23 protein-coding genes are annotated in these 21054 nt (G+C 39.7%); 12 read left to right on the plus strand and 11 right to left on the minus strand.

Annotated elements, in window-relative coordinates:
• Positions 1-173 precede the first annotated feature (173 nt).
• On the plus strand, positions 174-476 hold the full coding sequence (locus RI561_RS03640) for a sensor histidine kinase (RefSeq protein WP_395078868.1): 303 nt from the start codon (positions 174-176) through the stop codon (positions 474-476).
• Here RI561_RS03640 and RI561_RS03645 read toward each other — a convergent pair.
• Positions 473-1144 carry an alpha/beta hydrolase gene (locus tag RI561_RS03645; protein WP_395078869.1) on the minus strand — a complete coding sequence of 224 codons (672 nt, stop codon included), beginning with the start codon at positions 1142-1144 and terminating at the stop codon, positions 473-475. The two genes, RI561_RS03640 and RI561_RS03645, sit on opposite strands and share 4 nt — an antisense overlap.
• Positions 1145-1236: 92 nt before the next feature.
• On the minus strand, positions 1237-2178 hold the full coding sequence (locus RI561_RS03650; protein WP_395078870.1) for a VOC family protein: 942 nt from the start codon (positions 2176-2178) through the stop codon (positions 1237-1239).
• 239 nt (positions 2179-2417) lie between these two features.
• Here RI561_RS03650 and RI561_RS03655 point away from each other — a divergent pair, with 239 nt between their 5' ends.
• On the plus strand, positions 2418-3650 hold the full coding sequence (locus RI561_RS03655; protein ID WP_395078871.1) for a M48 family metallopeptidase: 1233 nt from the start codon (positions 2418-2420) through the stop codon (positions 3648-3650).
• Here RI561_RS03655 and RI561_RS03660 read toward each other — a convergent pair.
• A complete protein-coding gene (locus RI561_RS03660; RefSeq protein ID WP_395078872.1) occupies positions 3645-4892 on the minus strand; it encodes a sensor histidine kinase in 1248 nt (415 codons plus the stop codon). The two genes, RI561_RS03655 and RI561_RS03660, sit on opposite strands and share 6 nt — an antisense overlap.
• Positions 4893-5101: 209 nt before the next feature.
• On the opposite strand from RI561_RS03660, the gene RI561_RS03665 reads away from it, so the two are divergent.
• Together RI561_RS03665 and RI561_RS03670 are read left to right on the plus strand one after the other, a co-directional pair.
• The gene (locus tag RI561_RS03665; RefSeq protein WP_395078873.1) at positions 5102-6229 is read left to right on the plus strand and encodes a trans-sulfuration enzyme family protein; all 1128 of its coding nucleotides are present in this window, start codon (positions 5102-5104) and stop codon (positions 6227-6229) included.
• Between the two features lie 38 nt (positions 6230-6267).
• Positions 6268-6813 carry a thioredoxin family protein gene (locus tag RI561_RS03670; RefSeq protein ID WP_395078874.1) on the plus strand — a complete coding sequence of 182 codons (546 nt, stop codon included), beginning with the start codon at positions 6268-6270 and terminating at the stop codon, positions 6811-6813.
• Between the two features lie 76 nt (positions 6814-6889).
• On the opposite strand, the gene RI561_RS03675 is transcribed toward RI561_RS03670, so the two are convergent.
• From RI561_RS03675 to RI561_RS03695, 5 genes are all read right to left on the minus strand, one after another.
• Entirely contained in the window at positions 6890-7306 is a 417-nt protein-coding gene (locus RI561_RS03675) for a DoxX family protein (protein WP_395078875.1), read from the minus strand.
• Between the two features lie 105 nt (positions 7307-7411).
• Entirely contained in the window at positions 7412-8080 is a 669-nt protein-coding gene (locus RI561_RS03680) for a cytochrome c biogenesis CcdA family protein (protein WP_395078876.1), read from the minus strand.
• Positions 8081-8168: 88 nt separating this feature from the next.
• Positions 8169-8693: a peroxiredoxin family protein gene (locus RI561_RS03685; protein ID WP_395078877.1), complete on the minus strand. Its 525-nt coding sequence runs from the start codon at positions 8691-8693 to the stop codon at positions 8169-8171.
• Between the two features lie 70 nt (positions 8694-8763).
• Complete coding sequence (locus tag RI561_RS03690; protein ID WP_395078878.1) at positions 8764-9255, minus strand: DUF6789 family protein; 492 nt, start codon at positions 9253-9255, stop codon at positions 8764-8766.
• Positions 9256-9262: 7 nt separating this feature from the next.
• Positions 9263-10960: a histidine kinase dimerization/phosphoacceptor domain -containing protein gene (locus RI561_RS03695; RefSeq protein ID WP_395078879.1), complete on the minus strand. Its 1698-nt coding sequence runs from the start codon at positions 10958-10960 to the stop codon at positions 9263-9265.
• A 158-nt stretch (positions 10961-11118) separates the two neighbouring features.
• Here RI561_RS03695 and egtB point away from each other — a divergent pair, with 158 nt between their 5' ends.
• The 4 genes from egtB (at position 11119) to RI561_RS03715 (ending at position 14972) form a co-directional block, all read left to right on the plus strand.
• On the plus strand, positions 11119-12426 hold the full coding sequence (gene egtB, locus RI561_RS03700; RefSeq protein WP_395078880.1) for an ergothioneine biosynthesis protein EgtB: 1308 nt from the start codon (positions 11119-11121) through the stop codon (positions 12424-12426).
• A gap of 30 nt (positions 12427-12456) precedes the next feature.
• A complete protein-coding gene (egtD, locus tag RI561_RS03705) occupies positions 12457-13404 on the plus strand; it encodes an L-histidine N(alpha)-methyltransferase (protein ID WP_395078881.1) in 948 nt (315 codons plus the stop codon).
• A 78-nt stretch (positions 13405-13482) separates the two neighbouring features.
• Complete coding sequence (locus tag RI561_RS03710; RefSeq protein ID WP_395078882.1) at positions 13483-14208, plus strand: flavodoxin family protein; 726 nt, start codon at positions 13483-13485, stop codon at positions 14206-14208.
• 5 nt (positions 14209-14213) lie between these two features.
• Positions 14214-14972, plus strand: a complete 759-nt coding sequence (locus tag RI561_RS03715) for an alpha/beta hydrolase family protein (protein WP_395078883.1) — start codon at positions 14214-14216, stop codon at positions 14970-14972.
• Between the two features lie 75 nt (positions 14973-15047).
• Here the strand turns inward: RI561_RS03715 and RI561_RS03720 are convergent, their stop codons facing one another.
• Entirely contained in the window at positions 15048-16184 is a 1137-nt protein-coding gene (locus RI561_RS03720) for a DUF3179 domain-containing protein (protein ID WP_395078884.1), read from the minus strand.
• 167 nt (positions 16185-16351) lie between these two features.
• On the opposite strand from RI561_RS03720, the gene RI561_RS03725 reads away from it, so the two are divergent.
• On the plus strand, positions 16352-17317 hold the full coding sequence (locus RI561_RS03725) for a hypothetical protein (RefSeq protein ID WP_395078885.1): 966 nt from the start codon (positions 16352-16354) through the stop codon (positions 17315-17317).
• Between the two features lie 5 nt (positions 17318-17322).
• Positions 17323-17823 carry a thioredoxin family protein gene (locus RI561_RS03730; RefSeq protein WP_395078886.1) on the plus strand — a complete coding sequence of 167 codons (501 nt, stop codon included), beginning with the start codon at positions 17323-17325 and terminating at the stop codon, positions 17821-17823.
• A 20-nt stretch (positions 17824-17843) separates the two neighbouring features.
• On the opposite strand, the gene RI561_RS03735 is transcribed toward RI561_RS03730, so the two are convergent.
• On the minus strand, positions 17844-18569 hold the full coding sequence (locus RI561_RS03735) for a TIGR04283 family arsenosugar biosynthesis glycosyltransferase (protein ID WP_395078887.1): 726 nt from the start codon (positions 18567-18569) through the stop codon (positions 17844-17846).
• Between the two features lie 10 nt (positions 18570-18579).
• Positions 18580-19350: a DUF3047 domain-containing protein gene (locus tag RI561_RS03740; RefSeq protein ID WP_395078888.1), complete on the minus strand. Its 771-nt coding sequence runs from the start codon at positions 19348-19350 to the stop codon at positions 18580-18582.
• Between the two features lie 145 nt (positions 19351-19495).
• Here RI561_RS03740 and RI561_RS03745 point away from each other — a divergent pair, with 145 nt between their 5' ends.
• Positions 19496-20293, plus strand: coding sequence for a DUF547 domain-containing protein (locus RI561_RS03745; RefSeq protein ID WP_395078889.1), 798 nt, complete (start codon positions 19496-19498; stop codon positions 20291-20293).
• A 10-nt stretch (positions 20294-20303) separates the two neighbouring features.
• Positions 20304-21041, plus strand: a complete 738-nt coding sequence (locus RI561_RS03750) for a DUF2064 domain-containing protein (RefSeq protein ID WP_395078890.1) — start codon at positions 20304-20306, stop codon at positions 21039-21041.
• Positions 21042-21054 lie beyond the last annotated feature (13 nt).

The raw sequence follows: 21054 nt of genomic DNA on the forward strand, positions 1-21054 counted from the left end.
CAATCATAACTTATATCACATATTGCTTAAACGACTCAGAGACGATCCGCTTTGACTCGTTTGCTTCATAAGACCCTTATTTAAAAGATTTAGTAGAAGCTATTCACAAAACCTACACCGATAATGATGAAGAAGTAGATTTAGAATTTGAACTTGAATCCGTAGAGCTTTCAGTGGATAAAACGGTGGTGAGCGGTCTGCTTGTAAATGAGTTAGTTGTGAATGCCTATAAGTATGCATTTGAAGGTAAAGAAAATGGTAAGCTTTCAGTTGAAATTAAAAATCTACAGGATGAGATATTTTTACGGATAGCAGATAATGGTCCGGGTTTGCCCGATGATTTCAAGAAATTGCAGGGAGAAGGATTAGGATCCATGCTAATTCAAAACTTTTCCGATCAGCTTGAGGCAGAAATGAGGGTCAACTCTGATGAACAGGGCACCGAATTTTCTTTCCGTTTTAGTGATTCGGATTAACTGCTTAAAAGCTTATTGATTTCAAGAATCTCATCCCTTGTAACGGTATGTCCCATTCCCGGGTACAATTTTTTATTTACATTGGCATTAAGGGACTTGAGCATATCTGCTGATTCATTGACCCTTTCTTTAGGAATATGGGGATCAATGTCACTGCAGCCCATAAATATCGGGGTGTTTTCAAGATCACCACTGTACTCATCGTGTGGAACAGATGTGCCAGTACCAATTAGGCCACCACTAAGAGCTATCAATCCGGCATATTTTTTGGGATGGCGAGCCACAAATTCAGAAGCCAAGCACGCGCCCTGAGAAAACCCCAGGATATAAATCTGATCTTCAGAAATTCCTTCTGCTTTTAAGTCCTGAACAATGTCAAAAATCTTTTGCAACCCGGATGACAAACCCGGCTGATTCTGATCTGATGGTGCCATAAATGAATTTGGATACCAGGTATTTCCACTAGCTTGCGGAGCTCGGAGCGTAAGTTTCAGATCGGTATCTAATTCATTAGCCAGCGGAAGAATACTTTGTGCCGTTGCACCCCGTCCGTGAATCATGATCATGGCAGCGTCGGCTTCAGATGTATCAACGCCACCTGTTACTATTTGGGTTGTTTGATGTGGGCCTTCAAATTTGGTGCTTTCTGTTGCTCTAAATAAATTCATGAGTGTGGCAATTTGATTTAAATTCTTGGGAATAATTCACTCTGACGCTGAGCGTCAGGAGCGAGTTTACAGTGCTGTACTTTTGACTTGATTCATGCTTTGGTGGCCAATTTAATTTCAGGTAGCATTTGCTCAATACGATCCCTTTTGGATTCCAGCCATGGTGGCAGTATCAATGTTTCGCCGAGATGTTCGAACTCTTCATCAACAGTATAACCGGGATCATCCGAAGCCATCTCAAATAAAACGCCGGCCGGAATTCGATAATACACTGAATTAAACCAGTGACGATCAATGATCTGTGTAGGATTCAACCCTTTCTTACCTACTTTTTGGCGGAGCTCATCCAGCTCTTCTTTATTCTCGGCACGGTACGCAATATGATGAACGATGCCCCTTCCATTTTTACCGTACTCAGGTTGCTTTGCTTTCTCGATAATTACATACCGGCCAATGGGAGCATCGGTTTCATAGAGCGTTTGATTACCATTTTCGGCAGTTTCTTTAAAACCAAACAAATCACCCAATAAAATTGCAGTATGCTGTTTTTCAGTGAGCAACATCCGTGCCCCCCAGAAACCCCGTATGGTATGTTCGGCAGGAACGATGTAGTCTACATTTTCTACCTTGGGTTTTGCCTCACCCTCAAAAACAATATCCAGTTCCAATCCATCCGGATCTTCAAAGCGGAGAGCTTTGCGTCCGAATACATCAACCACTTCGTAAGAAATGTCATTTTCACTTAGGCGAACTTCCCAATAATCTTCGGACCCTTCAGGCACTTGTAGTCCAACATTTATCACTTCTCCAACTCCTGCTTCTCCTTTTTGAGCATTTGGCCACGGGAAGAAAGTCAGGCTTGAACCGGGTTCGGCCGCCTGATTTCCATAAAACAAATGGTAAGTACCGGGATCATCTTGGTTTACGGATTTCTTGACCAGCCGCATTCCTAAAATTTCAGTATAAAATGCAGCATTCCGTTGTGCATCCCCGGCAAGTACGGTAATGTGATGTATTCCTTTATGATGTTCCATAATTATGATGTTTTGTTTGTTTTGCTATCACAACGCTAATATACGATTTATCATTCATTAGTTTAATGTTAAACTAATTTGTTTTATTTATGGAGTTGATAGGGTGTATGAGCTGAATCTTTGGCTTACCAAAGTTGCCGAGGAAAAGGGTGGGGAATATGATGGATGGGGTGCACCAATTTAGTTCCAATCTTCATACCTTTTGATAACAATAAATATGCCATCAAAAAAATTAGTAAATGAACATTTACGCCGTCATTATTCTGGCAACCATTGCCATTGATTTTATTCTTGACCTCACCTCCAATTATCTAAATCTCAAATCCCTTTCCAAAGAACTTCCTGATGAATTTGAGGGCGTATATGACGAGGATACCTACGCCAAATCACAGGAATACACTAAAGTGCGGACTAAGTTTGGCTTCCTTACCGGTGGATTTGATTTGGCTGTTGTATTGGGATTCTGGTTTTCCGGAGGGTTCAACTGGCTGGATGAGATTGTACGGGCCTGGGGCTATGGAGAGCTGGTAACCGGCTTGTTCTATATTGGCATATTGATCTTGGCAAAAACCATCATTAACCTGCCATTTAGTATCTATTCTACTTTTGTGATCGAAGAGCGATTTGGCTTCAACAAAACAACTCCCAAAACTTTTGTCATGGATATGGTGAAAGGAGTTGGTTTGAGTTTGCTAATCGGGACCCCACTTTTGGCCGGTATTTTATGGTTTTTCATGTATGCCGGAGATTTGGCTTGGCTATATGCCTGGGGAGTGGTTACCGCTTTTACACTCATTATGCAGTACGTGGCTCCGACTTGGATCATGCCGCTCTTCAATGACTTTACACCCTTGGAAGAAGGTGAACTGAGAACGGCAATTGAGGAATACGCGGAGAATGTAGACTTTCCGCTTCAGGGGCTCTTCGTGATTGATGGCTCCAAGCGTTCTAGTAAGTCAAATGCGTTTTTTACAGGATTTGGAAAGAATAAAAGAGTGGCATTGTATGATACGCTCATCGAGAATCACACCAATGATGAGCTGGTGGCTGTACTCGCACATGAAATTGGTCACTATAAGAAAAAGCATATCGTAAAAGGCATGGTGACAAGCATTCTGCAAACCGGGGTAATGTTTTTCCTGCTTTCCATTTTCCTAAATGCGGAAGGATTGTTTGAAGCATTTTATATGGAAGAAATCTCGGTATATGCCGGACTCATTTTCTTCGGAATGCTTTATGCTCCAATTGATATGATCTTGTCCGTTTTCATGCAGATCCTATCCCGTAAACATGAATTTGAGGCGGACGAATTTGCAGCAGTTACGACTGAAAAACCGGGCGATATGATCTCTACATTGAAGAAACTCTCCAAAGACAATCTCTCAAATTTAACACCACACTGGTTTTATGTATGGCTGAATTATTCACATCCACCGGTTCTGGAGCGCATCAGGGCAATAAAAGAGTTATGAGCTGCTGCTTCCGGGTGAGTTAGATAGCGTGAACTTTAGTTCGAACATAGTTCCGGTACCATTACCTCTGGAGCCATATTTATAATCAGCGCCCAATTGTTGTGCAAGGGTATCGATCAATTCCATACCAAGGGAAGTCTTCCCCTCAGCTGGCGTTGAATCATCAAAGCCGCTTCCGTCATCTAAAAGACGTAATAAAACATTATCAGATGAATACTTAAGCGTAATAGCGATTTCTCCCTTTTCCCGGTTTTCAAAGGCGTGTTTAAGAGAATTTGTTACCACTTCATTCACAATTAAACTGCAGGGCACCGCTTGATTGATATTGAGTTCGACCGGGTCAAGGTCAAATTCGGTATGAATCCTATCACCATTTCCAAGCGTTTCTATAATGGTTTGAGTAAGGTTTATGAGCCCCTCATCAAAGGAAATATTGGAAAAACTGTGAGCTTTATATAGTTGCTCATGTATGCCGGCCATCGATTTTATTCGGAGGGTACTGTCCAACAATTTCTTTTGAAATTCTTTATCCGTCTCTTTAAAAGCCTGTAATTGCAGCAACCCCGAAATAACAGCAAGGTTGTTTTTTACCCGATGATGGATTTCAGCCAATAGCGTTTCTTTTTCTGTTAAGGAGTTTTCAAGTTCTTTTTGATGAACCCTTAATTCCCGTTCAAGACCATGTTGCTCGATAATGGTATTCTGCAAACCACTAAAAAGCATGGGCATAAAAATTACGGCCATTATACTTAAGAGTATGGAATTTCCTGATATCAAAATCCAGGATATAACCTGGAAGCTATCTCTGAGTGGATATTCCACCATGTTATTATAAATGAAGAATGCGTGTAATACGCAAATGCCTACATTGACACCAATCGTAATTTTTCCGGCTTTGGGGGGTAGAATTAGCAAAGCAAAAACAGTGACTCCAAATAAGTAGGTAATCCCGGCACCGTGTTGACCCATAAAAAATATCAGCGATGTGGCTACGATATAGAGAAGCCCAAGGAAAAAATATTTCCGTACCGTAATACCGATATTTTGGAAAAGTGCGACAAAAATAATGGTAGCTGAAAAAACAAAATACGCAATAGCCAAACCGGTCAATTCCATGAAGTAAGTCATAATCATGGAGGGGATCAGTAGAATCAGCGCAAGTGGCAGCAGGTAAAGGATGATGGTGTAGAAGAGATTATTTCTCCAATAATCGAGTCCATCGGCGAGAGTAAGGCCTCTCATGAAATTTCTTCGAACTATCAACTTATATTTTTGCCATAACCTAACCATAAACCAATGTAAAATTCTTAGCGCTAACTAAACAAAGAAACTGAATTTTTACCGATTTCATTTAAAATATTACCCAAGTTTTCTATGAAGCATGTTATAACAAATAAAAGAGGATGGTTTAAAAATTGTTTATTTTTGTAGGGAAATAATTAAGACGGATTATGAAGAAAAGACACATAGAGACGATCGCCATTCATGGGAGCATGAAAGTTGAAAAAAGGGAAAACGATACCGTTGTTCCCGGAATTGAGGTTTCAACGATTTATGAACATCGGGGTGGGGGCTACACCGAAGGAGACGATAAATATATTCGGTTGTCTAACCCAAATCGTACGCAGTTAGAAAATGTAATTGCTGAATTGGAGGCGGGAGATCATAGTGCTGTTTTTGCTTCAGGGATGGCTGCAATTTCATCGGTATTCCAAACGGTAGAACACGGAGCTCATGTATTGGTAGCCAATGATGTGTATTTTGGAACAAGGAAACTGATGTGGGAGTTTGCTGAAAAATGGAATCTGAAGGTGGATTTCATAGATATGACGGATTTAGAAATAGTGAGTTCATCTCTAAAAGAAAACACAAAATTACTTTGGCTGGAAACTCCCTCAAATCCACGCCTGCTTATCACGGATGTGCGGGCTGTAAGTAAATTAGCCAAACAAAAAGGAGCTTTAGTTGCTGTAGATAATACCTGGCCGACTCCCTACAATATGCGTCCGCTGAAATTGGGAGCAGATATTTCGGTTCACTCCACCACAAAATACCTGGGCGGACACAGTGATATCTTAGGCGGAGCAGTTATCACGAGTGATGAGGAACTTTTTGAAAAAATCAGGTTGGTACAACGGGTTCAGGGAGCAGTTCCTTCACCAAGAGATTGTTGGTTGCTGAGTCGAAGTATCCGGTCTTTTCCCTATCGGATGCGGGCCCACAATGAAAACGCCCGAAAAGTAGCTGACTTTTTAAGTAAGCATCATAACATTGAAGTCGTCTATTATCCCGGCCTTGAAACCCATGAAGGACACGATATTGCCAAAGCACAAATGGATGATTTTGGCGGCATGATTTCTTTCTTGATTGAAGGAGGTGCGAAAGAAGCGGTAGAAATAGTAGGGAAATCAAAACTTATAAAAGCGGCTACCAGTTTAGGTGGTATCGAAAGTATTTGGGAGCACCGGAAATCGTCAGAAGGTGAAGAATCCCCTACACCGGATAATTTAATTCGCTTGAGTGTTGGCCTGGAACATCCCGAGGATATAATTGCCGATCTTGAACAGGCGTTATCGTAATTGAAGGCGAAATAATTTTAATCTATTAAGTAAACCCGATGATTTTTAAGAAAACACTAATAACCGTTTTTACACTTTTTATTTCAGCTGCCGGTTGTGCTCAAGATGTGCAAGAAACATCCCAATCCACTGAAGAACAGCAAGTAAATGCCAAAGAATTATTTGATTGGGTTTCTATGGAAGAAGCGCAAAAATTGGCTGGAGAACATGACAAAAAAGTGCTGGTTTATATCAATGCCACTTGGTGTGGTTACTGTAAAAAGATGGAACGTGAAGTATTTACAGTAGAAAAAGTTCAAGAGAAAACCGAAGAACACTTTTACCCGGTATGGATTGATATTGATGTTGAGGATGAGTTTTTAACCTTTCGGGGAAGGGAACTGAGTCAAAGAGAATTTGCCGGTGCGATGCGTGCTACAGGCACCCCAACTTTTATTTTCATTGATTCGGAAGGAGAAATTATTGCGGGTCAGCCCGGTTTTATCCCGGAAGAGATGTATGTTCAGATTTTAGATTATGTTGGTACAAATGCTTATCAAGATCAAAGCTTTTCCGAATTTGCAGAAATGCAGTCCGATAGCTAACCAAATCCTTTAAACAAAAAAGGGAAAAGCGACCAAGCCTTTCCCCTTATCTCTATGGATCTAATAAGATAATTGTTTATTCAGATACAGCTACTTCATCATTAAGTGCATTTCCTTTGATAGTATATAAGAGGGAGACGGCTATAATTAGCACTTGAAATTCCATTCCTCGTCCGCCGTTGTTACCCATATTTATAGAATTCCAGCCGTATTGGGCATGGACCATGGCAATAGCTCCAATCATAACTATGGTAAAGATGATGCCTGCTACACGGGTAGCCCATTCAGGTCCGAAGCCACCCCATAACATTAGTAATGCACCACCAACTTCAACAATACCTAACATTAAGACCATAGCAGTGGGCATTCCCATTGCTGCTGCCATATCACCAGCGGCGGTTATTTTTGGCAGCCCGTGATAAATAAATATAGCTGCGAGTGAAAGTCTTGGTAACCAATGTGCTATTCCGGATAATTTGTTTAACTGATTCATATTTAACTCCTTGTAATTTCTGTTAATAGTTTGAGTAACAGACGTTTTGGAGATGGAAAGTCTTAAAAAAAAGCTAATTAGTAGAAGATGTGGTGTTGAATCAATTCAAATTAAAATCATTTGATAATAGATCACATAAATACCGGCCAAGATCAGCAAAGAGCCGGTGATTTTGCCCATATGGGGAAGCAGCTTTCGCAAATACTTCATAAAAAAATCTTTAGCAAAGGTGGAGAGTAGTATAGCAGTAACCATCATAAGACTAATTCCCACAAAATAGGCGAGAATATAACTTCCACCTAAGATAATGGAAGGAGCCGTCAGGGCTTGGGTAGCAACGGCAAGAAACAGGGGGAATAGACACCCAAGCGCGCCAATAGCATATCCAATGCCGAAAACGAAAGCCTCTTTAGTTTCAGAGTTTTGGTTTCGCTGATTTATATTGACTGAGAAAGCTACATTTTTACCTGCAATCATGAGTATTCCAAGAATGATGAGGACCACTCCCATCCCTATAGTCACCCATTTCATATAAGCTTTCAAAATTTGACTGGCAACGATGATGAGTATACCTGCGAGGGCATAAACGACTAATATTCCCAAAATGCTAATTCCGGCTAATTTTAAGCCGCGATAAAGCCTTGCCTTGAATTCAGGTTGGTTTTGGGAATTTCTTGAGATATAGGACACAATATATCCGGGAAGCAGTGCCACTGCACAAGGGGCAAAAAAAGCGACTACCCCCTGAAGAAAAGAAAAATAGATGAATTCCATCTGTTGGGTTTAAAAGGTATTGGTTTGTTGGTTAATTGGCAGCCATTGATTATAAAGTACCAAATAACCAACAACCATTAACGAATAACTAATTTAAAAGCTCATCAAACAGCGTACGATATTCATCAGCGCTAAGAGCCATTTTGTTTTTACGGAAGGCAATTTCTCCGTCACGGTTCACCCCAACGGTTGTGGCCTGACTTTCTACGCCATAGTCGAGCATAATATTGGGCAATCCTCGTGTAACCGGAAATGTGAATCCTTTTTCCTCGGCCAGTTCGCGCATAGTTTCTTCATCGTCGGTTGGGTCTATACCTATGGCAACTAAGGTTAGCCGATCCTCATACTCAGGATATACTTCGGTGAGCACCGGCCAGTTTTGTGCACAAATAGGGCACCAGGAAGCAGTAAAATAGATAACAACAGGTTTTCCTTCTTGCAGAGATTCGTCTAAACTAATGGTGTCTCCTGAGACCGTTGTAACTTCAAAAGAAGGCACTTTTTCAGCTTCGGAGTTTTCAGAATTTGATTTTTCTTGCTTTGTGTTACAGGCTCCAAGTAAGAGCAAAGTGGCTGTAATGAAAAAGGTGCTTCGTAATAATTTAGTGGTCATAAGTTAAATCCAGTTTTTAGGTTTAAATGGTTTGATGAGGTGGCCATTAACAATCTTACTTAAGAAAATTTTATTGTAAAAAAGGAACCTGCCTTTCCATTGTATTTTCAGGAATAAATTTTTTAGATGAAAAGCCCAAAGTAGATCCATAGGCAAGGTGAACAGCCAAAGTCACAATTAAATAATGGAGAGTAGAAGAGAGATAAAGAGGGTGAGAGCTATCCAGTAACTGGGCATTACCAATTCCAAAAAATCCCCAGCCAATTACAGGACTGTAAACAAGCATCATGAAAAGCCATAATACCAAGGCAAAAAGGATGCCTCTGATAATTGAAAAGTTACGCTCAAAGGCGTAGACAAATACCAATGCCCAAAGTGTTCCATAAGAATAATGTAAAATTACAGACAAAACCTTACTCTCTATCCCCAGGTTAAATAGAAAAGCTGCAGCCGGATGTATATTTGTTGGCGAAAGGCCAAATACCATCATCAAGACATTCATGACTATATCCATTGCAAAGGTCGCAATAATTCCTATAATAATTGTTTTAAACCATTTCATATTTGTATTAATTAATCAGGGTACTGCTCGACCCTTTTTTGATGTTGGGTGAAAACTCTATTTCAATAGACAGATGATCAGATTCCGGCATTATCAACTCCCCTTCAATTTGGGCCAGTAAATTTTTGATAAGGCTAATTCGCAACGTTGGTTTGTCGGTGGTATTCAGGGGGTTTGAAACCCCGGGCTGTTCCGAGGTGATTTTAAGACAAAGCGAATCGTTTTTGGATATGATCTGCAATTCTAATTCCAATCTCTTGTCATCTTCTGATCGTTCAGTGCACAGGTAAAAAGCAATTTCATTGAGTAAAAGTCCCAGCGGAACAGCTTGATTGATATTCAGTGATTGTGAAGTGTTTTGATCCTTAACCTTAACAGATGCAATATTTGATAAAGATAGTCTTAGATGTTCTCCAAGTTTTGCAAGGTATTTTGAAGTATCAATTTCAGAAAATGAATCTGATTGATATAGGAGTTCATGAATAATTGCCATCGACTTAATTCGGGAGCGACTTTCTGATAGAGCAGGATGCGTACTTTCACCCATCATTTCCTGTAGTTCGAGAAGCCCGGTAATAACAGCCATGTTATTTTTAACTCGGTGATGTACCTCAGACAGTAAAGTCTCTTTTTCCTTAAGTGTATGGGTTAGCTTAAACTGTTTCTCTTTCAATTCTGTAATATCAATAGAGTGAACGTGAAGCCCCTTTTCTTCCGATAGAAAGTGCACGGCCTGTTGGTAGTAACTTTCATCCACCTCAACTTCATAAAGCAAAGTTTTATCGGATCCTGAAGTTATATCGTGTAATCGAGATCCCAGTTCTTTTAGAAATGGATGCGAAAGCCCTTGTTTCTTCAAATTTGGAAACAATGCATTAGTAGCTTGATTAACAAAATCCACTTCACACCTGACGTTCAGGTTAAGAACCGGAAATTGATTTAGTTTGGGAAACATGGCCAGGTAATCCCGTTCCTCCAGCAGGCTCTGCATATTTTTAATATTCTTTATGCCTCTGACGGTATATATCACGCCAATCAAAACAATTAAAATTCCTAAAAGAACGGTAAACCAAAGTGAGTACCGCTTTAGTAAAAATAGAATTCCTGAACTACCGGAGATCATTGATCTTACATAGTTGTTCAACTTTTGATTCTTTCTTTGCAATAAAGCAACAGGGTCTTGCTCTGAGGCTCCGGCTACGTTTGATGTTGCAAGAAGTGAGTCAATAAGGGCCTTTCTCTCATTGGTTACTGCCATTATTTGGCTCCATGTTCCCTTTATCTGTTGAATTTCAGAAGTGTGTCCAAAGAAAGAAAAGATTCTAATTAGCCCTGTAATTTCATTGGGATGAATATCCTCAGGGTCAAATTCACGAAATATTAAATCAGTATTAGGATTGTCACTTAGTAATTCATTGATTACCTCGGTAGTATTTTCTCTTTCTTTTACTGATGTTTCATAGTCTTCTAAAAATTGCTCATCTCCAGATTCAAAATAGTTAAGCACAGATTCTACACTCTCTCCATTACTTTGAGACCAGCGGACCAATATTTTATTTAGATCGCCGGTAGAAGTAAGCATATTGATGGCAAAAGTAGTCAAGACAACCAATAAGCTGGCTGCTACGATGAATGTGGTAACAACCATTAAGTGCCGTTGGGATGTCCCAGTATTTTGACTTGGTACCGGGGATTTGTGGTCCATAATAAAGTAGCTTCCAAAAATGAATATATTATATTGATGAGGGACTGCACGTTATTCTTACTTTATTTGGAATTTGAATTCTAAAAAGATAGTTATCTAAGTAAGAATGAAGATATTCAAGTCGTCAATAAATGGAATAATAACACACCAGCTTAGCAATGGAAGAAGGAGCTACTACACAAAAGCCGGCAATTGAAAACACGGACAAATATAGTTTTCGATATAGTAGAAAAGAGTTGACTGAAAAATTCAAGAAAGTCAGGGGTTTTACGGAAGAAATTACAGGCCCGCTTGAAATTGAAGATTTTGTGATACAGGTAACGGAAAATGCAAGTCCGGCTAAATGGCACCTGGCTCATACCACCTGGTTTTTCGAGACTTTTTTGCTTGAGAAAGAACTTGATGACTATGATCCTATTCATCCCCAATACAGTTATTTATTCAATTCCTATTATTTGCAAACCGGCGTGCCCCATTGCAGAGCCCGGCGCGGAAATATTTCACGCCCCACGGTAAAACAAGTTTTTGAGTATCGGGAAAGCATCAATGAGCATGTGGTCAACCTTATCAAAAATGCAACTGACCAACAATACGAAAAATGGGCTCCTATCATTGAGATTGGCATTCATCACGAGCAGCAACATCAGGAATTGCTGATGACCGACCTGAAATATATGTTTGCCCAAAACCCGCTGAATGTTGCATACAAAAAAGTTGAAAGACCAAGAGTACAATCAGTTCCGGAATTAAGCTGGACCTCATTTAAAGAGGGAGTATATGAAGTCGGCCATAAGGGCAATGATTTTGGATACGACAATGAATTCCCCCGGCATAAAACGTATATCCACGATTTTGAATTAGCCAACCGTTTGGTGACTAATGCAGAGTTTATAAAATTCATTGAATCTGGGGTTTATAGTGAGCCAAAATGGTGGCTGGATGAGGGATTCTCAACCGTACGGGATGATAATTGGAATGCCCCATTGTATTGGGAGAAGAAAGACGGCGAATGGTGGCATTACACACTATGCGGTATGCAGAAAGTTGACCCAAATGAGCCGGTAACGCATGTCAGTTATTTTGAGGCCGATGCCTATGCTCGTTGGAAAGGCTGTCGATTACCCACCGAACAAGAATGGGAGGTGGCAGCGGAATCGTTACCGATAAATGGAGCTTTTGCTGACGCTGGCAATCTCCATCCGGTAGCACTACAAAATGCCGACGAAGGATTACAGCAAATGTTTGGTGAGGTTTGGCAATGGACACGAAGTTCGTATGCTCCATATCCTGGATATAAACCACTGCCGGGTGCACTGGGAGAATACAATGGTAAATTTATGTGTAACCAATACGTATTAAGAGGCGGTTCTTGTGCTACCTCAAAATCTCATTTCCGAAAAACATATCGGAATTTTTTCCATGCTAATGAGCGCTGGCAATTTACCGGCATTAGATTAGCTAAATAATTAGTACACGAAATTTTTAAAAAGAGGCATATGTCCATAGCAGTTTTGGAAGGGGTAAAGAAGAAGTCTCAATTTTATAATGATGTAATTGAGGGACTGCAAAAATCTCAAAAAACAATACCGAGTAAATATTTTTATGATAAGTGGGGTTCCGAGCTATTTGAAAAAATTTGTGAGCTTGATGAATACTACCTAACGCGAACTGAGCTTTCCATTATGAAGCAAAATATAGATGAAATTGCCAGAAAGCTCGGTTCCGATATTCAACTCGTTGAATTGGGAAGTGGAAGTAGCCTGAAAACCAGGATGTTGTTAAATAACTTGCCGAATATTCACTCTTATGTCCCTGTAGATATTTCTGATGATTTTTTAGCTGATGTAGCTGACGAACTTCAGGCTGAATATCCTGAGCTAAATATCATTCCGGTTGCGGCTGACTATACCCGCCCTTTTGAACTTCCTGTTAAGGAATCACAAACACGACGCATTGCTTATTATCCCGGCTCAACCATCGGAAACTTCACTAAAGAAGAAGCCGGTAGATTCATCGCTTTGATTGCGGACTTAATTGAGGATGAGGGGGGACTATTAATAGGCTTTGATTTATTAAAAGATGAGGAAACCCTGATAGCCGCTTATGATGACAAACAAGGTGTGACCGCCGAATTTAATAAGAACATTCTTCGAAGAATAAATAATGAACTGGAAGCAGATTTCGACCTGGATGCATTTGAGCACAAAGCGGTTTTCAATGAAGAAAAAAGCCGAATTGAGATGCATTTAGTCAGCATCACTGATCAAACAGTAGAGATCCTAAATTCAGCGATACATTTTGAAAAAGGCGAGACCATTCATACTGAAAACTCGCACAAATATTCCTTAGCGTCATTCAGGAAACTTACCAAAGGTCACTTTCACCCCGTAAAAACATGGATGGATAAAGATGAAATGTTTGCGGTACAGTTTTTGGAAAAGTGATTCTTAAAAATTTCAGTAAGAATATTGAAATAGGCAGCTTCCATAATATTCAAATACTAAATAGATAATGGATAAAAGATGACTGATACAAATTCAGATTTTTCAAAATTGAAAGCTTTATATGTAAACTGCACACTAAAAAAATCGCCAAAGGAAAGCCACACCCGGACACTGATTGATGTTTCCATGAATATTATGGAGAAAGAAGGAGTAGATGCAGAGTGCATTCGGTTGGTGGATCATGATGTGGCCTTTGGGGTATATCCGGATATGAAGGAACATGGAGCAGACAAAGACGAATGGCCGGAACTTTGGAAGAAAGTGGATGCATCTGACATCTTAATTATTGGAACCCCTATTTGGCTGGGAGAAAAATCATCGGTGGCTACACAGCTGATTGAACGTTTATACGCCATGAGCGGCCTGCAAAATGAGAAAGGCCAATATAAATTTTACGGTAAAGCAGGAGGATGCTTGGTGACCGGGAATGAAGATGGTATCAAACATTGTGCGATGGGAATTTTATATGCCCTTCAGCATGTAGGTTACAGCATTCCGCCACAGGCCGATGCCGGTTGGATCGGGGAAGCCGGACCTGGACCAAGTTATGGGGATGAAAGTGAAAATGGCCCGGTGGGTTTTGATAATGAATTCACCAAACGAAATACTACTTTCATGACCTACAACCTGTTACATTTGGCTAACATGTTAAAAGAAAATGGCGGATATCCGAGCTATGGCAATTCACGACAGGACTGGGATGACGGTACCCGCTGGAATTTTGAAAATCCGGAATACAGGTAGAAATAATGAAAAGCAAAAAAGTTGAATTTGAAGGAAGTCAGGGTGAGAAACTTTCGGCTCGAATTGATGAACCTGATGAAGGAGTAAAAAAAGGAGCGGTTTTGTTTGCTCACTGCTTCACGTGCAGCAAAAATCTGAAAGCCGTCGGAAGAATAAGTGATGCTTTAACCGATCAGGGAATGGGGGTGTTTAGGTTTGATTTTACTGGCCTGGGCGAAAGTGAAGGAGATTTTGCGGATACTAATTTTTCCTCAAATGTGGAAGATTTAATTAAAGCGTCGGAGTATATGGCTACAGAATTTCATGCCCCGCGTATGCTAATCGGACATTCTTTAGGTGGTGCGGCTGTGTTGCAGGCGGCTGGATTGATTAACTCTGTGGAAGCAGTTGCCACTATTGGTGCACCTTGCAATCCCAAACACGTAGCACATCATTTAGTAGATAAAAGGGAAGAAATTGAAGAGAAGGGAGAAGCGAGAGTGAACCTTGCAGGACGTATATTCACCATAAAAAAGCAATTCCTCGATGACCTGAATGAGCAGAATATGGATAATATCATCCAAAACTTAGGAAAAGCTTTATTGATTTTTCATTCACCTATAGATAAAACCGTAGGGATCGATAATGCTGCCCATATCTACAAATTAGCCAAACACCCCAAAAGCTTTATCTCCCTTGATGATGCAGATCACTTATTGACCAACGAAGACGATGCACGGTATGTGGGAAAAGTTGCCGGTGCCTGGGCTGAGCGTTATTTATGATCTGTTCAATAATTAGCCAATCGCCAATCAGGTAAAGTAGGATTTTTGAGGCTCAGCGATCATTTTTATCACCTGTTAGTTAGAATAAATAGATGATCCGGGATAAAAATCAGCGAAAGCAAACCAATATCCATTATATGATTTTGTAGATTTGAGTTTTTCACCCTCTCTGGGACCACTTACAGCTTCACCAAAAATAGTCCAATGGTTGCCTTCACTGTCTTTCATAATTACAGGCAGTTCATCTTGAACAGGTTCAAAGCTAAGCTCAGTACCATCGCTCAGGGTTCTTGAGAAAGAGGCTACAAAATTAAGATCAGAACTACCGGCAATAACCAAATTTCTGTTGTCATAACTTTCTTGAATAACTTCAATATCACTGCTTAAATCTTTGATCGGGTATATTCTTGGTTTCGTGTCTTCACCCTTAAAAGTTTTAGGCATTATAGCATGAACTTGTGCTTTATTTGGAAGTCTGTTGTCAAATCTTTTGGGTTCAAAAATGAAACGGCTATTATCGGTTATATACGACTCTCCGTAAGCAAATCTATCATACGGCCTACTGAAACCGGTTTCAGTGCTTAATACTCTCGCATCAGGATATAGCTTTTGCCAAGTTTTCCAGTCAGTTTGTATAGTTTGAATGAGTTCACCTTCCTGGCCAATTAATTCACCATTCACTGATCTCATTTGCATTTGAGACCATCTTGAACCGGTATTCCGATCGTACATAATTAAGTTATTTCTGAACAACAGCCCTGAGACTCCAAATTCATTTACCTGGTTGTTGATTTCTCTTTTATAGGTGATGCCTGTTCCCGTCAGAGGACAATAGGTTAGTGAATAATGCAACTCACCTGCTTGGTCATTTACTATTTCATGCCAATCCATTACTTCATGAGGATAAAGCCGTACCTCATTACCAACTTTAATGCCAAGAACCAATCGGTCGTCGCTAACATAGTCAGCTTCGAAAGCATTTATAAATTTAGGATTATCAATAGATGGAATGCCATCTTGACCTGGGCCGCCATCAATTACTTCATCCTGAGGAATCAGCCACTCTCTATCACCATTATTGTTGTTATTATTATCATTATCGTCTACAACTCGCCGGTTATCAGATTCTACTGTATCACAGGCAGTAAACTGCATGAAAATTAAGGCAAAGAATAGAAGGAAGGAGGTTATTCGATAATTTGTTTTATGCATGGGACCAGGGTTTATATGAAAGTTGCATTATAGATGAGACTCAACGACATTTTCTTACGTATAAAACCTTGTAGTAAGATTAAGGCAATTGAAAACATCCATAGAGATAGAGAAATGACAAAAACTAAAGTTGCAGCAAAATGGTAAAGAAGATTAAATTAGTTTTGATGGCTTTTATATTTATGGGGATCACATCAACATTTGCGATAGGGCAGACCTGTAGCTGTGCCGGTGCCCCATTAGTGAATTCACAGTCGTTAGGAGCAGTTGAAAAAGGGAACCTTGTGATTGGGCTTACAACAGATTTTAATAATATTGATCAACTTTATACCGGTTCCAAGGAACTCAAAAATCGATCTTCCAAGAGAGAAACATTTACAACATTAGTTGAAGCCAATTATGGTTTGAGTTCAAGGATAACCTTGAGCGGGACTTTTTCTTACGTGCAAAAAACACGTACCACAGGATTGCAAAATTCAAGTAATTCCCAAGAGTTAGAAACAACCGGTATCGGAGATGCTTTAGTTATGCTGAAATACAGTTTAATTAAGCCCTCACTTTGGAAGCCATATCAACTTATGGCAGGAGGAGGTATGAAGATTCCTTTTGCAACAAACTCACTTAAAGCCAATGGATTAGCATTAAATGCCGATATGCAGCCGGGAACAGGTTCATGGGACGGAGTTGGCTGGATGTTATTTTCATATACCGTCCGGTCTTTAGATCTGAATGTATATACCATGAATTCCTATAAACGTACTACCCCCGCAAGCAGATTTAGTCAAGATGATGAGTACAAATTTGGAAATGAATTTAATTCTATGCTCGGAATATTAAAGCCCGCTTTCGATTCATTTTCTTACTCCCTTCAACTAAAATTTCGAACTGCAGAAGCCGATCAACGAAACGGTTCAAAAATGCCCAGCACCGGTGGTGAATGGCTCAATATTGTACCAGGTATAGGTTATTCATTTACAGACAGGCTTTCAATGCAAGTATCAGGTGAGGTTCCTCTCTATCAAAATGTAAATGGAACCCAGCCTACTACTACGTATATAGTGCGTGCATCTATGTTTTTTAGCCTCGACAAAGCCAATACCGGTTTCAGTTTCGGACTCCCAAATAATAATTGAATGCTATGAAAGAATTGAAAATTATATCACTGACATTGATTGCTGGATTTCTCATGCTTAGTTCTACAGAAATATTTCCGCAGAGTGAGAATAAAGATATTGAATGGGTAAGCTTGGAAGAAGCAGTATCTATGGCTGAAGAAAATTCGAAAAAGATTATGCTTTTTATGGAGGCTGATTGGTGCTCGCTATGCAAAAAAATGAAAGCAGAGATATTTCCTCTTTCAGAAATTCAGCAAAAAATAGATAGCTCTTTTTATGCTGTTCGGATTGATATCGAATCTAATGATGATGTGAATTATAAAAGCCAAAAGTGGACAAAAAAAGAATTGAGTCAAGAGTTTGGGCTTTATGCCACCCCAACTTTTATTTTTCTTGAAAGCGACCAGTCAATAATAGGCAATAAGGCGGGTTATATGGATCAGGATGAGTTTATAAAACTGCTGAGCTACATATCAGATGAAAAATATCTTGAAGGGGATTTCGAAAACTTTCAAAACAATTAACGACATCTTAAGTCTATCTTTTATTTGCTGGATGAATTAGTAGAGTCTCTACCAAATTTAGTGCCTGCAATAAGTTGTTGATAGGCGTGTACCATCGTTTTTTTTGACGCCCCAAAATAGAACATGGTAAAAATCACCAAATTTATAAAATTCATTTTTAGATAAGAATTCTCTTCATACTTTCGTGCAGATACGATCACATCATCAGCTAATATTTTGAAAGTACCTCTGTCCCTAAGCCTACTGATCATTTCAAAATCTTCCATGATCTCATAATTTCTAAAACCACTCAGTTCTTCAAAAACATCCCGCTTAATAAATAGAGTTTGATCACCTCCACGACACATAAGCCGATCGAAGCGGGTAAACCAGGCATTAATCTTTAACAACCAACGGTCGGAATTAAATTTAAATCGATAACAACCAGATTCCGCTCCATTTTGAATAGCATTGAGTATGTCGGAAGTAAACGATGTAGGTGGAATAGAGTCAGCATGAACGAAGTATAAAATATCTCCCGAAGTTTGTTTGGCACCAAGATTCATTTGTGCAGCACGTCCTTTTTCTTGGGAGATAATGCACTTATAACCTGCATTTCTAACCCTTTTAACCGTATCATCGGAGCTTTGACCATCTACTACTAAGATATCAGCCACAGCGCTACCGGCATGCTTTTTAAGATATATCAAAAGCTCCTCGATACTGCCAGATTCATTATAAGTGGGGATGATGATACTGATTTCCATGAGACAGTATTTATTCTTTAGAAAGGGTAATTGGGCCAAACCAAGCCAGCGTTGATTCACCAGTATTGTCTGAATCAGTCATAATAGTAATACCCGTGATCTCCCGCGGGTCCTCACCAAAAGCTTTACGGTAATCTTCCACAATATTTCGTTTTAGGGTAATCCATTTCCCGGATGTTTCATTTCCGGAATTTACCACAATATATTGTACCCAACTGGTAAAGGGACTTTCGGCTATAGTACCCACTTCCTCCTTACTTGCCCAAACATAATTAAGGGAGCGAAGGGGGATCTCAAAAGAAGTAAAAGCCTTATAGGCTCTATATTTGAGTTTCTGTCCAAAAGGTAATTCACTCACAGGATAGTCGAAGGTGATGTAAATTCGGGCTACGAAATCATCTCCATCTTTTTCAGTAAGATCCCCGGATTCAAGTACTTCCTCAATTTTCCATTCCCATTCGAGATAGCTGAATTCAAATGGATCTGCTTTTATGGATGTGGTGACACTTGATATCGCTTGTTCACTGCTTGCTCTAATAATTGGAGAACCATCCTCTTTTTGATCAAGCCGGTAAACAGCTTCTTTTTTGTTTCCAAATGGTTCGTACCGTAAAATACGAGCATTTTTATTATCAGGGTCAAAATCAGCAGGGTTGAGAATGAACTGTTGAATACTGTCTGCTTTTAACTCTACAGGCGATTGAGCAATTGCTGAGTTAGAAAATAAAATGCCAATTAAAATGATAGAAAATAAATTAAAGGAAGTTATTCTATAGAGCATGACAAATGATTACATCCGGTTTTCAGTTGAAAACGTAGTTGGTAATTGGTTGGATGGATTGGTATCCAAAAAACTTACCAATTTTTGATGTAAGACTTATTATGGTGAAGACGTCAAAACAGAAAGAGGAAAAAATAACAAATCCATGATTCTGTCTTTATTAATGCTAACAATGTTCAGTATAGGTACATCTCCTGCTATCCAGAACTCCTCACAAGATTCATTGGATCGTTTAAACTATACGGAACTTTCTATGGAATTGGTGAGGTCTGTTAGGGATGGGAGGGAAACAGATCCCATCACGCAAAAATTAGCAACGGTTACACCTGATACACTTCTTGCTGACTTAGATACAGAGTCAAAGAAAAAAGCTTTTTGGCTGAATATTTACAACGCTTATGTGCAGATCATTTTGCTCGAAGATCCGGAGTTATTTGAAGACAGAAACAGCTGGTTCGGATATAATTTTTTCACTTCTCCGCAAGTGGTGATAGCCGGTAAAGAGTTGAGCTTTGATGACATCGAACACGGAATTATGCGGCGCTCCAAGATTAAACTTTTGATGGGGTATCTTGACCAGTGGTTTGTAGATGATTTTATAAAACGCTTTTGGTGGGATGAATTAGATCCCAGGATTCATTTTGCATTGAACTGTGGGGCGGCCAGTTGTCCATATATCGCTGTCTATGATCCGGACAGAGTTAATGAACAGCTTGATATTACTACAAAAAATTATCTAAAAAGTACTACCGACTATTATCCTGAGAAGCAAGAAGTGGAAGTTAATCGACTGATGAGCTGGTTTCGGGCTGATTTTGGCGGATCTACCGGGGCTATAGAAATGCTGAAGGAATACGATATCATCCCAGAAAATGCCGATCCCTCCATCTCTTACAAAGAATACGACTGGACACTTGAACTTGGAAACTACCAGGATATTTAGTGCGGATTGAATGATTAAAGAAGTCTCTTCACATACCGCTATAATTTATTTCAGCCTTACGCCCTGGCAAGAGGCACAAGGTAAATCTTTCATAGCAGGTGCATCCTTTCAAAAAAACCTTCGGATTGCTCGACTCTTGTGGAATCATTCCAAAAGCCAGATCGAAAAGTCAGGAATTCCATATTTCCTGTTTGATGAACACAATCAAAAAGGGGAGACGTTTGGGGGGAAATTTGTATCAGCTTTTGAGGCAGTATTTAGCCAGGGATTCGATCATGTAATTGCAGTGGGAAATGATACGCCAAGATTGCAATCCCAGCATATTCTGGAGGCTGCGGAAAAATTAGAGCAAGGCGCTTCGGAAGTAGTTTTAGGTCCTGCCACGGATGGCGGAACCTGGCTCATGTGCTTCAGCCAAAAAGCATTCAACCCGGAATTGATCGAAAATCTGGCCTGGACTTCCGGGGATCTTTTGAATTCTATTTTTGAGGAATTGGGCTCATCCCAAAAGATCTCTTTACTCGAACAATTTGACGACGTTGACAATGAGCAAGACCTCAAGAAATTTCTTGAAATCTCAGAGAATGAAGAATTTCTGCTTTCTCTGAAAAAGAATATCCAGAGTATAATCGAGCACGTCCTGTTTGTTTTTTACGCCTTTCAAATTCCCTACAAAGATTTTGATCTAAGCTACCATTTCCTGTTAAGAGCTCCTCCATCCACATCTGATTCCTTCCTTCAAAAATAATAGTCAATACAAA

The sequence above is a fragment of the Gracilimonas sp. genome (genome assembly GCF_031581265.1).
Classification (GTDB): Bacteria; Bacteroidota; Rhodothermia; order Balneolales; family Balneolaceae; genus Gracilimonas.